The 12,939-nt window shown below is 64.7% G+C and carries 17 protein-coding genes; 7 read left to right on the top strand and 10 right to left on the bottom strand.

All coding sequences use genetic code 11. From position 1 onward, the window contains the following. Positions 1-145 precede the first annotated feature (145 nt). Positions 146-562 carry an META domain-containing protein gene (locus AKL29_RS11540; RefSeq protein WP_050384235.1) on the top strand — a complete coding sequence of 139 codons (417 nt, stop codon included), beginning with the start codon at positions 146-148 and terminating at the stop codon, positions 560-562. Between the two features lie 60 nt (positions 563-622). Here AKL29_RS11540 and AKL29_RS11535 read toward each other — a convergent pair whose 3' ends face one another. Beyond that, a complete protein-coding gene (locus AKL29_RS11535; protein ID WP_050384234.1) occupies positions 623-1,297 on the bottom strand; it encodes a hypothetical protein in 675 nt (224 codons plus the stop codon). 207 nt (positions 1,298-1,504) lie between these two features. On the opposite strand from AKL29_RS11535, the gene AKL29_RS11530 reads away from it, so the two are divergent. Continuing rightward, the gene (locus AKL29_RS11530) at positions 1,505-2,080 is read left to right on the top strand and encodes a bifunctional transcriptional activator/DNA repair enzyme AdaA (protein WP_050384269.1); all 576 of its coding nucleotides are present in this window, start codon (positions 1,505-1,507) and stop codon (positions 2,078-2,080) included. A gap of 19 nt (positions 2,081-2,099) precedes the next feature. Next, positions 2,100-2,567 (top strand): PaaI family thioesterase, encoded by a 468-nt coding sequence (locus AKL29_RS11525; protein WP_028333022.1) that lies wholly within the window; start codon positions 2,100-2,102, stop codon positions 2,565-2,567. Between the two features lie 193 nt (positions 2,568-2,760). Here the strand turns inward: AKL29_RS11525 and AKL29_RS11520 are convergent, their stop codons facing one another. Further along, positions 2,761-3,225: an ester cyclase gene (locus AKL29_RS11520; RefSeq protein WP_028333023.1), complete on the bottom strand. Its 465-nt coding sequence runs from the start codon at positions 3,223-3,225 to the stop codon at positions 2,761-2,763. Positions 3,226-3,473: 248 nt separating this feature from the next. On the opposite strand from AKL29_RS11520, the gene AKL29_RS11515 reads away from it, so the two are divergent. Further along, complete coding sequence (locus AKL29_RS11515) at positions 3,474-3,671, top strand: hypothetical protein (protein WP_050384233.1); 198 nt, start codon at positions 3,474-3,476, stop codon at positions 3,669-3,671. A gap of 18 nt (positions 3,672-3,689) precedes the next feature. Here the strand turns inward: AKL29_RS11515 and AKL29_RS11510 are convergent, their stop codons facing one another. Both AKL29_RS11510 and AKL29_RS11505 read right to left on the bottom strand, forming a co-directional pair. Continuing rightward, entirely contained in the window at positions 3,690-4,889 is a 1,200-nt protein-coding gene (locus AKL29_RS11510) for a hypothetical protein (protein ID WP_050384232.1), read from the bottom strand. 108 nt (positions 4,890-4,997) lie between these two features. Continuing rightward, entirely contained in the window at positions 4,998-5,474 is a 477-nt protein-coding gene (locus tag AKL29_RS11505; protein WP_050384231.1) for a MarR family winged helix-turn-helix transcriptional regulator, read from the bottom strand. A 98-nt stretch (positions 5,475-5,572) separates the two neighbouring features. Here AKL29_RS11505 and AKL29_RS11500 point away from each other — a divergent pair, with 98 nt between their 5' ends. Further along, positions 5,573-5,941, top strand: coding sequence for an antibiotic biosynthesis monooxygenase family protein (locus AKL29_RS11500; RefSeq protein ID WP_050384230.1), 369 nt, complete (start codon positions 5,573-5,575; stop codon positions 5,939-5,941). A 31-nt stretch (positions 5,942-5,972) separates the two neighbouring features. Here AKL29_RS11500 and AKL29_RS11495 read toward each other — a convergent pair whose 3' ends face one another. The 3 genes from AKL29_RS11495 to AKL29_RS11485 all read right to left on the bottom strand — a co-directional run bounded on the left by AKL29_RS11495 (position 5,973) and on the right by AKL29_RS11485 (position 8,478). Beyond that, positions 5,973-6,263, bottom strand: coding sequence for a hypothetical protein (locus tag AKL29_RS11495; protein WP_050384229.1), 291 nt, complete (start codon positions 6,261-6,263; stop codon positions 5,973-5,975). A 95-nt stretch (positions 6,264-6,358) separates the two neighbouring features. Further along, complete coding sequence (gene groL, locus AKL29_RS11490; protein ID WP_050384228.1) at positions 6,359-8,005, bottom strand: chaperonin GroEL; 1,647 nt, start codon at positions 8,003-8,005, stop codon at positions 6,359-6,361. A gap of 176 nt (positions 8,006-8,181) precedes the next feature. Continuing rightward, a complete protein-coding gene (locus tag AKL29_RS11485; RefSeq protein WP_018269780.1) occupies positions 8,182-8,478 on the bottom strand; it encodes a co-chaperone GroES in 297 nt (98 codons plus the stop codon). A 318-nt stretch (positions 8,479-8,796) separates the two neighbouring features. Here AKL29_RS11485 and AKL29_RS11480 point away from each other — a divergent pair, with 318 nt between their 5' ends. Beyond that, positions 8,797-9,315 (top strand): hypothetical protein, encoded by a 519-nt coding sequence (locus AKL29_RS11480; protein WP_026192247.1) that lies wholly within the window; start codon positions 8,797-8,799, stop codon positions 9,313-9,315. 232 nt (positions 9,316-9,547) lie between these two features. Here the strand turns inward: AKL29_RS11480 and AKL29_RS40590 are convergent, their stop codons facing one another. The 3 genes from AKL29_RS40590 to AKL29_RS11470 form a co-directional block, all read right to left on the bottom strand. Next, the gene (locus AKL29_RS40590) at positions 9,548-9,826 is read right to left on the bottom strand and encodes a hypothetical protein (RefSeq protein ID WP_152977546.1); all 279 of its coding nucleotides are present in this window, start codon (positions 9,824-9,826) and stop codon (positions 9,548-9,550) included. A gap of 187 nt (positions 9,827-10,013) precedes the next feature. Continuing rightward, on the bottom strand, positions 10,014-10,493 hold the full coding sequence (locus AKL29_RS44680) for a hypothetical protein (protein ID WP_244481940.1): 480 nt from the start codon (positions 10,491-10,493) through the stop codon (positions 10,014-10,016). Between the two features lie 510 nt (positions 10,494-11,003). Continuing rightward, positions 11,004-11,780 carry a protein phosphatase CheZ gene (locus tag AKL29_RS11470; RefSeq protein WP_050384227.1) on the bottom strand — a complete coding sequence of 259 codons (777 nt, stop codon included), beginning with the start codon at positions 11,778-11,780 and terminating at the stop codon, positions 11,004-11,006. A 309-nt stretch (positions 11,781-12,089) separates the two neighbouring features. Between AKL29_RS11470 and AKL29_RS11465 the strand changes: the two genes are divergently transcribed. Continuing rightward, positions 12,090-12,896: a L,D-transpeptidase family protein gene (locus AKL29_RS11465; protein ID WP_050384226.1), complete on the top strand. Its 807-nt coding sequence runs from the start codon at positions 12,090-12,092 to the stop codon at positions 12,894-12,896. The last annotated feature ends 43 nt before the right edge of the window (positions 12,897-12,939 follow it).

Genomic DNA, 12,939 nt, shown 5'->3' with positions numbered 1-12,939 from the left:
GTCCGTCGAACCAGGGATCCCCGCGGGCGAACGGCTCGCGGGGATTTGCGTTTCAAGCACATTTTCTGGCGTTGCCAATCTGGCCAATCGAGTTCTGCTCCCATAGAAGGGGCGCGCAGTTGCGCGTCGCATTTCGAGGATTGGCATGATTTCGATGAGGCGAAATTTGAACGGCGGCATCGCCGCGTTGGCGCTGGTTGCCGCGACTCTCGGCGCGGATGCGGCGCGGGCCCAGGAGGAGTTCCCGTTCGGCTTCGTGATGACGCTCGATGCCGCGCGCATGCCGGGCTCCAAGCGGATTCCCTCGATCGAGGTCGGCGACAATGGCGAGGTGATCCTCGAGCTGTGGTGCGACGGCGGCAAGGGCCAGTTCTCGGTGGCCGGCAACACCATCGTCTTCGTTCCCGGCGCGATGGAGAACCGCACCTGCACGCCGGAGCGGGCGCAGGCGGACAAGGATCTGCTGGCTGTGCTGGGCGACATGACGAGCTGGCGCCGGCACGGTGACGAGGTGACCTTCACCGGCGGCAAGTCGCTGCATTTCGTGATCAACAGCAACTAAAGCGTTATCGAGCGAAGCGGACGGCGGTTCGCGTCAAGGAAACGCGTCAAGACAAAACGCTCAGGGCGTTGCGATCAGTCCGCTTGCGGTGGCGACGATCCAGCGGTTGCCCCAGCGCACGATGGAATCGACCCGTCCGAGGCCGGGCACGACGTCGCCGCGCGCGGCCATCTTGACGCCCTCGGGCCCCTCGAGCACGGCGGTGCCGTCGCGGACTTCGACCACCGACCATCCCGGGATGGTGCTCGGCCGCGTTTCCGGCGCCGCCGCCGGCGGCTGCTTCGGCCCCAATGCGGCGGCCTGTGCATTCAAGGTCGTCGGCGCGGCGCCCAGGGCGAGCGGGCGCGGGCTGGCCGGCGCGGTCCTCGGAATGCTGCCGGTGACGAGGGGGTCGGCGTTGGACGCGGCCCGGCGCGGGCTCTCCTTTCGGCTCGGCGCCACCTCCGCAATGTGCGGGGCCGGCGCTTCCTTCTGGGCCACCGGGACCGGGGCGGGAGCTGCAAGGTCGTGCCAGTTGGCTCCGCCGGTCCATCCCAGCACGAAGCTTGCGGCGAGTGCGGTCGCTGCCAAGAGCGCGGTGCCGATGCGGTCGGCAAACGGCTCCCGCAGCAGCAGGGCGGCGTCGTGGTTCTCGCCGGTGACATCCCAGAGGTCCGCCGTCTGTGCCGGCGAATGACCCTCCGTCACATCTGTCGGCCAGATGCTCGCAGCGTTGATCGGCTCGCGGTCTTGCATGGCGTGACCTGTGTTCGATGGCGCGAAGCATGATCCTCGAAACTAAATCGAGCCTTAATTTTCGGTGACCGAACTGCGGCGGCACGAAGTCTTTTGGTCGCAGGCCCCCGTAGATGCCCGGGTATCTTCCGCATGCAGCGGTCGTTTCCGGACGTCGTCTCCGCAAAGCGGGTCGTCGCGGCGCGCGGGCGGGGCTATAGCGGTCCCATGCTCGATTTCGCCGCACAATATGCAGCCTTTCAGCGCCGCGACCCGGCCTGGGACGGCGTCGTGTTCGTCGCGGTCAAGACCACCGGCGTGTATTGCCGCCCGGTCTGCCGGGCGCGCACGCCGCTCGCGCGCAATGTGCGGTTCTATGGCAGCGCGGCGTCGGCCGAGCGTGCTGGCTTCAGGCCCTGCCTGCGCTGCCGTCCCGAGGCGGCGCCGTTCTGCCCGGCCTGGAAAGGCACCAGGACGACCGTCGAGCGCGCCCTGGCGCTGATCGAGGAAGGCGCGCTCGACCGCGGCAATGTCGAAGCGTTGGCGGTGCGGCTCGGCGTCGGCGCGCGGCATCTGTCGCGTCTGTTCGCTGAGCATCTCGATGCCTCGCCGCTCCAGGTCGCGCTGTCGCTGCGCGTGCAGCGCGCCAAGCGCCTGATCGACGGCAGCGAGTTGCCGCTTGCGTTGGTGGCGCGGCACGCCGGCTTCTCCAGCGCGCGGCGCATGAATGCCGCATTCGCAAAACTCTACGGTCGCTCCGCCGCGTCGCTGCGGCGCAAGCGGCCAACCGTCGCGATGCAATAAACCCCGATGGAGATCGGCAATGGCCAAGAGCTACGGCACCGTCAGTGCGGAACAGAAGCTTAAGATGAGCGGCCTCGCATTCGTGCAGGGCCTCGCCAGCGGCGCATTGCCGCTCAACACGATCGCGCGGACACTCGGTTATGACGTCACCGAAGCCGAGCGCGGCCGCGTCGTCGTCACGCTGGTGCCGACCGACGCGCATCTCAATCCGGCAGGCACCGTGCATGGCGGCCTCACCGCGACGCTGCTCGATAGCTGCATGGGGCTTGCGGTGCAGTCGACGCTCGATGCCGGCACCAGCCAGACAACTCTCGAGTTCAAGATCTCGCTGGTGCGTCCGATCACGCCCGACACGGGTCCGATCAGGGCCGAGGGCCAGGTGCTCAATTGCGGCCGCCGCATCGGCACCGCCGAAGGCAGGGTCACCGACGGGAAGGGAAGATTGCTCGCGCACGGCACGACGACGTGCCTGATCTTTCCGGCTTGATACTGAGTTGCTGTGGAGAGAATCCGCCGGCACCGCCTCGCGAGATGCCGTGCGGGCGCGGCTACATTGGAATCTGTCCAGCGAGCCTGCGCGTTAGAGAGCTTCGATTTCACTGAGCTGTTCGATTGCGTTACCCGAACGCACGAAACGTGCGTTCGGGTAGCCGTGATGCGATCGTCGATGAAGCCGCCGGTCAACCGGCGTAGCCGCTCTGTTCAGGCAAGCGAATGAGGCCGAGCTGAAACATGGCGGTCAGCGCATCTTCCTGGCCGAGCTCCTCGGCGATCCGTCCGTCCCGCACGCGTAGCACGGTGGTGCCGGCGAACGTCATCTTGCGTCCGGAGGCCGCCGGCAGCGAGCCGAGCCGGAAGTCGCTGAACGCAGGCCCGGTGTGGGTGCCGCCGCCTTCCCAGCGGCCGACCACGAGGTCGCCTTCCGCGACGAGATCGCCGACGCCCCAGAAATTCAGATCCGGAAACGCCTCGCGAAACTCGGTGATGAATTGCGTGACCGCGGCGCGGCCCTTCTTCGGTTCATGCATCGGGTAGTGCACGACAATGTCTGGCGTCGCGAGCTCTTCGATGATGCGCGGATTCCACGGGTTTCCCCAAAAGCCCTCGAACCAGCGGCCTACAACCTTCTTGTTTTCCTCTGACATCTCTTCGTCTCCATTTGCATGTTGCCGGCATCGCGACCGGCGTTGTGTCGATGCGCGCATTAGGCATTTTGAGACGCGTGTCGGACCACCCGATTCCAGATCGGGCGTGCAGCCGGCTTTCGGACGAGATTCCGCTTTGTCGATATGGCGCTTAGCGCCGCTTCTCGAACGTCGTCGCGCTATCGGGAAGCGGGTGGCCCGCACAACACGCGCGCGAAAACCTGTTCGCGATCACACAGGAGACCATCATGCGTCACTTCGATGCGATCGCCGCGCTGCGCGGCGATGGACTTCGTCCCGAGCTGCGGGCACTGCTCGATCGCGTTGCGATCGAGCCTCGTTGTGAATTGTTCGTCAGAAGCGACGGGATGCTTCAGTCCGGTCCGGACACAGCTCCTGCGGCGGAATGCAACTATGTGGTGCCGCTGAGGACGAGGGCGGCCTGAAGCGTGCCGGTTTAGGCGTTACCGCCACACCGACTTGTCGGCGTCCCAGCGCTGGCCCTTGAATTCCTTGAGCAGCGCGTCGATCGCGCCATTGTCGTCCCTGGTCTCGCTGCCTTCCTCGTCGCTGCTGGAATCGTCGGACAGATTCAGCCTGGCGCCGGCGCTGTCGTCCGATGTCGAGACGGTGGGGCTCGAGACCCACAGCAACAGCCGGTCAGAGCTTCCGGGCTTGTCGGGGGAGACCAGGGCCGTGACCTCGTAGTTCTGGGTGAGGCCGAGTGCCGGGTAAGTCGTGCTGGGCCGCTTCAGCACCAGCTTGAGCTTGCCGGTGTTCGCGTTCCATGTCGCCGAGGCGGGCTTTGCGGCAAGCGTCTTCGCCAGCACGCCCGCGATCGTCGATGCCAGCTTGTCCTTGTTGATCTTGTCGCCCTCGCGCCAATCGGCGGCGGCAAAGCGGATGGTGCGATCCATCTCGACCACGCCGCTGGTCCAGCCGGCCGCGGTCACGCCGGGCGCGGATTTCGCCTTGGCGAGCAGCGCGCCGGCGTGCTCGGGGTCGACGGTGAGGTTGATGGTCTGCTCGCCGGAGCGCATCGCATCGCAGGTCACCGCGAGGCTGGAGGTGCCGATCTCGACGGCCTCGCCCTTCAGGGTCTTGAGGAAATCCGCCGCCGCATCGAGCTTCACCCGCACACCGATCGATTCCGGCGAAACGTCGGTGAAATCCTTCGGCTGCGGCGTGATGCCGTCCTCGGTGGCCTGGTTGTCCTGGAATTCCTTCTCGCTGAGATCGGAATTGTCCGTCGAGGCGACCTCGGTCACGGTCTGGCCGATCGTGATCTGGCCGCGGAACTCAAAACCGTCGCCGGTTTGCTTGCGGTTCAGTTTGATGGTGACCGGCTGCTTGTCGGCGACGCTCTGGGCGGTGCCGGAAAGCGTCTGGCCGCTGACGGTCAGGTTGGCGACGAAGCGGTCCTTGCGGTCGGAGCTCTTGTCGGCGGGATAGCAGACGTCGAGCACGGCCGCGGTCACGGTCTTGCCCTGGCGGGTTTCCTTCAGGACGACGTCGGCATTGCCGTCCATCAGGCCGTCGATGGAGGTGAAATAGCGCGTCTCGGGGCCGCCGGCGGGCGCCGCCTTCGATTGCAGTTTCATCTGGGCGAAAGCAGGCGCCGAGGCGACGGCAAGACCGAGCAGCAGGAGCGGGAGCGCGCGCATACGATAAGTCCTCGAAGGGCAGAATCGGTTCCGTCGTAACTAGCAAACCTCCATGTCATTGGCCAAAAAAGAAGGCCGCCTAACGGCGGCCTCGCGCCGCGATCGCAGTCATGTGCGTTCGTCAGGTTCCTCGCCGCTCTCCAGCCGGCCGCGCAGCACCGTCGCGACGCGGCTCACGGTTTCGAGGTCCTTCATCGACAGCCCGTCGGCGAGGCCGTTCACCCAGGGCAGCTGCAGGCGCATGGCCGCGTCGAAGCTTTGCCGCCCCTTGGCGGTCAGTACGACGAGCTGGGCACGGCGGTGATGCGGGTTGGTTTCGAAGGCGACAAGCCCGTCCCGTTCGAGGTCGTTGACGATCCGCTGCACGTTCTGTCTGGCGGCGCCGAGGTCGCGCGCCAGCCATGCGACCGGTTGCGGGCGCTCGGCGGCAACGATTGCGCCGAGGATCTGCCAGCGCGCGCTGGTCAGCCCGAGCCCGGCCACCAGCCGGTCGCCTGATGTGAACAGCAGGCTGTTGAGCCTGAACAGGTCCGGAATCAGGGTGCTCAGGGCTTCGCCCGCCGGCGTTCGCTTTGCATTCGGCATTTGTCACCATACAATCGTATTGACATCATGATGTCAATTTCTATATGTATTCATCAGAACGAAATGACATCATAACACCATATCGAACGGAGCTAACCATGCCGCAGATGCGCCCCCTGGACCCCGCTTTCCCGATCGACCGCCAGCTCGCGGTCGACGCCAGCAACGTCGTGCTTGTCAACCTCTTCACGCTCGAAGCGGCCGATGAGAACAGCTTTCTCAAGGCCTGGCAGGACGATGCCGCCATCATGAAGCGGCAGCCGGGCTTCATCTCGACCCAGCTGCACCGCGCGATCGGCGACAGCCCGGCCTATCTGAACTACGCGGTCTGGGAATCCACCGCCGCCTTCCGCGCCGCGTTCACGAACCCGGAGTTCAGGGCCAAGCTCTCGGCCTATCCCGCCTCGGCGGTGGCCTCGCCGCACTTGTTCCAGAAGGTCGCGGTCCCGGGTGTGTGCGTGGGGTAACGGACTGTCAGGCCGTCGCGTCAAGGATCGCTCAGCTGTGCACCAGCATGCCGACCCCGAGCGTGGCGGCAGCGGCCAGAAACGAGATGTCCAGAAATCGCAGCGGCGCTTTCGGACGATGACCGGCAGAACCGGAAATGACGTAATAGACGCCATAACCCGCGCCGAGGACGACAAACGTCAGCGTTTGCTTGAACCAGAACGTCAAGACGATCGCAAAATCATCGATGCTGTCCAAAGCATAAGCGCCGAGCGCAAGCAACGCGCCGATCGCGTAGAACAGCACGAGCGTCAACGTCAGTGATTTGGCGTCGCGGGACATGCGATGATCCTTGCACCCCGATCGTAATCAAACTGCAAAAAAGAAGGCCGCCCGGAGGCGGCCTTCGATTGCGATGCGGATTGCGCGGGTAAGGCTTAGAAGCCGCCCATGCCGCCCATTCCACCCATGCCGCCGCCGCCCGGCATCGCCGGCGCCGCGTCCTTCGGCAGTTCGGCGACCATGGCTTCGGTGGTCACGAGCAGACCGGCCACAGAGGAGGCGTCCTGCAAGGCGGTGCGCACCACCTTGGCGGGGTCGATGATGCCCTTGTCGACCATGTCGACATAGTCCTCGGTCTGCGCGTCGAAGCCGAAGGTCTCCGACTTGTTTTCGAGGATCTTGCCGACCACGATCGAGCCCTCGACACCGGCGTTCTCCGAGATCTGGCGGACCGGAGCTTCGAGCGCCTTGAGCACGATGTTGATGCCGGCCTGGACGTCGGCATTCGGGTTGGTGAGCCGGCCGACCGCCTTCTTGGCGCGCAGCAGCGCGACGCCGCCGCCGGGCACGATGCCTTCCTGCACCGCGGCGCGGGTCGCGTTCAGCGCGTCCTCGACACGGTCCTTCTTCTCCTTGACCTCGACCTCGGTCGCACCGCCGACCTTGATCACCGCAACGCCGCCCGCGAGCTTGGCAAGGCGCTCCTGCAGCTTCTCGCGGTCGTAGTCCGAGGTGGTCTCCTCGATCTGCGCCTTGATCTGGCCAACGCGGGCGTCGATGTCCTTCTTCTTGCCGGCGCCCTTGACGATCGTGGTGTTCTCCTTGTCGATCACGATCTTGCCGGCGCGGCCGAGCATGTTCACCGTGACGTTCTCGAGCTTCATGCCGAGGTCGTCGGAGATCAGCTGACCGCCGGTCAGGATCGCGATGTCCTCCAGCATCGCCTTGCGGCGATCGCCGAAGCCCGGCGCCTTGACGGCGGCGACCTTGAGCCCGCCGCGCAGGCGGTTGACGACCAAGGTCGCCAGCGCCTCGCCCTCGACGTCCTCGGCGAGGATCAAGAGCGGACGGCCCGACTGCACCACGGCTTCCAGCACCGGCAGCATGGCCTGCAGACCGGACAGCTTCTTCTCGTGCAGCAGGATGTAGGCATCCTCGAGTTCGGCGGTCATCTTCTCGGCGTTGGTGATGAAGTAGGGGCTGAGGTAGCCGCGGTCGAACTTCATGCCCTCGACGATATCGACCTCGGTCTCGAGCGACTTGTTCTCCTCGACGGTGATCACGCCCTCGTTGCCGACCTTCTGCATTGCCTGCGCGATCATCTTGCCGATCGCGGCATCGCCATTGGCCGAGATGGTGCCGACCTGGGCGACTTCGGACGAGGAGGCGACCGGCTTGGCGCGCTTCTCGATGTCCTTGATCACGGCCGATACTGCCGTGTCGATGCCGCGCTTGAGGTCCATCGGGTTCATGCCGGCGGCGACCGACTTGGCGCCCTCGCGGACGATGGCCTGCGCCAGCACGGTCGCGGTGGTGGTGCCGTCACCGGCGGTGTCGTTGGTCTTGGAAGCAACCTCGCGCAGCATCTGCGCGCCCATGTTCTCGAACTTGTCGTCGAGCTCGATCTCCTTGGCGACGGTGACGCCGTCCTTGGTGATGCGGGGAGCGCCGAAGCTCTTCTCGATGACGACGTTGCGGCCCTTGGGGCCGAGCGTCACCTTCACGGCGTTGGCGAGCACGTCGACACCGCGCAGCATGCGGTCGCGGGCGTCTCCGGCGAATTTTACGTCCTTGGCAGCCATTGATTTGAACTCCTGGAATGTTTCGGTGCGGGCGCCGGCATCTGCGCTCGTCGTTGCCGGGCTTGATCCGGCAATCCATCGTCCTTGCGAGAATCTTGCGAAGATTGATGGATGCCCGGGTCAGGCCCGGGCATGAGAGCTAGAGGGTGCGGCGGGTTCTGGAATTGCCGGCCTTATTACGCCAGCACGCCCATGATGTCGGACTCCTTCATGATCAGGAGCTCCTGGTTGTCGAGCTTGACCTCGGTGCCCGACCATTTGCCGAACAGCACGCGGTCGCCGACCTTGAGGTCGATCGGGATCAGCTTGCCGGCCTCGTCGCGGCCACCCGGGCCGACGGCGACGATCTCGCCCTGGGACGGCTTCTCCTTCGCCGAGTCCGGAATGATGATGCCGCCCTTGGATTTCTCCTCGGCATCGATACGCTTGACCACGACGCGGTCGTGCAGGGGGCGGAAGGTGGATTTAGCCATGACGTTCCCTCTTGGAGGCTCGGTTTCAGGTCCGGTTCATCGGGACCGGCGTTGGATGCCGGCCCGGTCGGCGCTGGGCAGGACGCCCGACGCTTTTAGCAATCGTGGTGCAAGAGTGCTAATTGTGGGCCGGGAAATATGGCTTGGCGCAGTTTCTGTCAAGCAAACGGGTTAAGGCCTTGGTGAGGCCAATATAGGATGGTGGACCAGAAACCAAATCGTAGCGATGACGTAATTTTGTCAGACGTCATTGCTCCGTCTTAAGTTTTACGCTTGGCTGCGGGACGGGTGCGGCCGGGACATAGTCGGGGGATGCATATGATCAGGTCATTCAACGCGCGATTGGTCGCACGGTTCGCGGCTGTTTCGGCGCTGACGACACTCTTGGGGGCGTGCGGCAGCATGAGCCTGCCGTCGTTGTCGTCGAACCCTGAGCCGGCGCCAGCCGAGCCGGGGGTCGCCCCCGAAATGCCCGCGAGCATCCGCGCCGACGAGATCGTCGGCCGCTGGGGTCTCGCCTCGTTCCAGAATCCCGCCGATCGCGCCCGCACCGAGGCCGCCGCGCGCGGCCAGTGCAAGCAGCCTTACGTGATCGGCGCCGGCCAGAACGGCGGCGTGATCATGCATCTGGCCGACCAGGCCACCCCGCAGGAACTGCGGCTGAAGGGTTCCCCGAGCGGCAAGAACTATATCGGCCCGCCAGGACCGACGCCCGGCGAGCAGGACCGCGAGATCGTCTCGTTCGACGGCCGCGTCATGATCACCCGCTTCGTCGACAAGGACGCCGGGGTCCGCTACGGCAACATGGTCTATGTCCGCTGCGCCCCGAGGGCGTAAAAGCGAGTGATCCGTTTTTCGACCGATCTACGGCCGCACAGCCGGTTCGCCTCTTCCCTTGTGGGAGAGGCCGGATCGCATCGCCAGATGCAGAGCGGGTGAGGGGTCTCCCTCCGCGCGTGACCCTCTCTCGTTTCCTGACTCGCGGATAGAACCCCTCATCCGGCGCGGATTGCGTCCGCGCCACCTTCTCCCACAAGGGGAGAAGGCAAGGAGACCCGCAAACACGGCCTTATCGCCGCACGCCAACCCGATTGACGCCGCCATTCAAATTGCCGCCCGCATTGTGGCGGACCGCAGCGCGCGCCACCGGACGAGGCCTGAGCACAACGCCTGCCCGCGCCACGCAGCCTGCCGGATAACCGACATACGTGCAGTAGATCACCGCGTTGGCCGGTGCCGGAGTGAGAGCGGCGCCTGCAAACCCCAACATCAGGCTCGCTGCTATTCCCGCAAACGTCACTGACTTGGTCGAAACAATGTTCGTCCGACGCATGGTGATCCTCCTCATCGCAAGTGAACCGAAGGTGATGGAGCCCGCTTCAGATGCGGCCCAAGGTATCGTCAGTGGCAAGGGGGAGGCGATGTTGACGTAGATCAACGCCGCGCGCGACCCGTCGCCGCGTGAGGTCGATCTGCTTCATCGTGAAAGAGGGCGGCTCGTTGAGCCGCCCTCTTGCGGTGGCGTTGCGCCGGTTTCACTGACAGACGTACATGCGGCCGTCAGCCATCTTGGTCATCGTGCCAGGCTCGCAGCCGATACCATTGGCTGCCTTGTACTCCGTCCATCCGGCATAGCCGTAATACGGGCTGATCCTTTGGTAGGCTCGTGCCGGATAGTAGGGCTGGCCAAAGTAGGGATCCGTCTGGGCGGCATACGAATTGGTCCAATCGTTTGTGCCCCAGCCGGAATAGGCCGGCGCAGTAGCGGCAGCCGCAGCGACAGCTGCCGTAGCGGCGACGCCCGCGCCAACCCCGTATCCGTAGGCGGCGCGCCGGGTTTGACGACGCGCAACGCCCGCGACGCTCACGGGCGTCAGCGGTCGGCCCACACGCGCCTGGGCGCTTTCGACCGAAGCCGAAATGCCGCCCTGCTCAGACCAGGTGACGGAGAACAGTGTCGCACAAACGAAAGTCGAGAGCGCAATTGCAGTATTCCTGACAATTCCTTGCGTCATGTTCAATCTCCGGTGTTGAGTACTCCAGTGGCTCCCCCCAAAATCAGTGATCTGATAACAAGGCGTACGCGATCAGCGCGAATGAAAGAGATCCGCCGCTGATCGTCACAGCTGCAAAAGGCGGCCTCGCGCTTCGGCAGCGTGCGAAAGATGGCAGTCCGCCCTCGTTGGATACGCACGGCGAATGGCTGCGAACCTGCGATTGTGTGATGAGTGGACGTGCAAGCCCCGCGCGGGGACGACCGGATTTACTCCGGAAGTCCCATGCAACCGGCACCCAGTGTTGGCCCCCGGCATACGCATGACAATTTCCCCTCACGCACAGTATGCGTCAGCGATGCCAAAGCTGCCAGTAACTTTCCAATTGTCGCAATTGGCACAAACTGCATGTGGTGGCCGCAATTTGGTTGGTTCGTCTATCTCTGGTGACTCGCTGCGAGCGCTGGCCCATGGCTCAAACAAAAACGCCGGCCTGAGGGCCGGCGTTTTGTATTCTGCCGATGCGATCGCTCAGTTGAACATCGCGTCGATGTCGTCCTGCGAGGCGTGGCCGGCGTCGCCGTCGAGCTTCGGACCGTTGAGCAGGCGGGCATCGCCCTCGCGGGTGTCGACGATCGCCGGGACGTGCGACTTGATCGCGTCGACGCCGCCCCAGATGTTCATCATCTCGTTGATGTGCTGTTCGATGAACTTCATCGTCTGCATCACCTTGCTGATGCGCTGGCCGGTGAGGTCCTGGAAGTTGCAGGCCTCGAAGATCGAGACCACGCGCTCCTGAATATCTTCGCTGAGCCGCTTTTGCTGGTCGGGCGTGACGTTGTTGGCCAGCGCGGTTGCGGCCTGGTCGATCGCCTCCACCGCCTCGAGGATCTGCTGGGTGGCCTGTTCGGTGCCGCCGACCACGGCGCCGAGCTCGCCATTGACCTTGGCCATCTCCTCACCGTTGAAGCTCTTGCCGTGCAGCACGGCGATCTCGCGCTTGGTGCGGCTGATCGCGTCGTGGATCAGGTCGAGCTCGACCTTGAGCTTCTCGCACTGTTCGACCTGCGCACGGTAGGTCTCGAGCAGTGCGTGGGTCTCGGCGACTTCGCGGGCGACCGCGGCATCGACGCTGTCGCCGGTGCGCTGTGCCGGTGCGGCGGCCATCTGGGCGCGGATCGAGCGAAGCTCGGCCATGATCTCGCGATGCATCGGACCGAGATCGGCGCCGCTGGAAACATCCGGCTCCGGCATCACCACCTCGCCCATCGCCTGCTCGACACGAAAACGCTTGCGCTTCACTGACATGATTTCATTCCCGCCCCTTCACTGAAGTCCGTTCTAGACAGAGCGGATTTAACGTCAGGTTCACGCCGGAACTGTTGGCGCGGATAGCGCGCAAACGCGGCGATACCGGCGATTAACCATGTCGCCGCGCCGTTCACGCAAAATAAACGCTGTCGGGGAAAACCGCGCTCCATTGCCGATGTGGTGAATCGAAACGGCCGCTCCGTTTACCAAACCGATGCGGTTTTCATTGCTTATTGACCACGTGCAACGGCGCAAAGTCGGCGCCGCGCGCATCACGTCACGACGAAACCAGTACAGAGTACGTCGATGTTCAGGAAAACCACGCTTGCGCTGCTCGCCGGCGCGTCTTCTCTTATTGCCGTTCCCCATCACGCCATGGCGATCGACGCGGCAGCGCCCGCCGGGCCCGCCGTCATCTATGCCAATCAGGGCGCTCCGCAGCCGCCGATGCGCACCGCCTACGTGCAGCCGCAGCGCCCCAACATGGGCGGCGGCTTCATCGAATTCCTGTTCGGCGATGCGCCGTCGTCGCAGGGTTATTCGCCGCAGCCGATGTATCAGCAGCAGCCGGGCTATTACGGCAACCGTCAGCTGCCGCCGATGGATCCGCAGCAGCAGATGCTCCGGCAGCAGGAAGAGGCCGCGGGCGATCCGGCGCAGCGTCCGTTCGATCCGAGATACGAGAAGCAACTGGTCGACTATAGCGGCAAGGAAAGCGCCGGCACCATCGTCGTCGATACGCCGAACAAGTTTCTCTATCTGGTGCAGGGCGACGGCCGCGCGCTGCGCTACGGCATCGGCGTCGGACGGCCCGGCTTCACCTGGGCGGGCGTGAAGACGATCTCGGCCAAGAAGGAGTGGCCGGCCTGGACGCCGCCGCCGGAAATGCTGGCGCGCCGTCCCGACCTGCCGCGGCACATGGAAGGCGGTCCGGAAAATCCGCTCGGCGCCCGCGCGATGTATCTCGGCTCCTCGCTCTACCGCATCCACGGCTCCAACGAGCCCTGGACGATCGGCACCAACGTCTCGTCCGGCTGCATCCGGATGCGCAACGAGGACGTCATCGACCTCTACGGCCGCGTCAATGTCGGCGCCAGGGTCGTCGTGATGTGAAGTTGTAGCCGAGCGCGAAGCGGGTACGACGATTACGAAATCT

The organism is Bradyrhizobium pachyrhizi (assembly GCF_001189245.1).
GTDB lineage: Bacteria > Pseudomonadota > Alphaproteobacteria > Rhizobiales > Xanthobacteraceae > Bradyrhizobium > Bradyrhizobium pachyrhizi.
The sequence above is the reverse complement of the archived record's forward strand: the minus strand, read 5'-3'. Positions and strand labels throughout refer to the sequence as shown.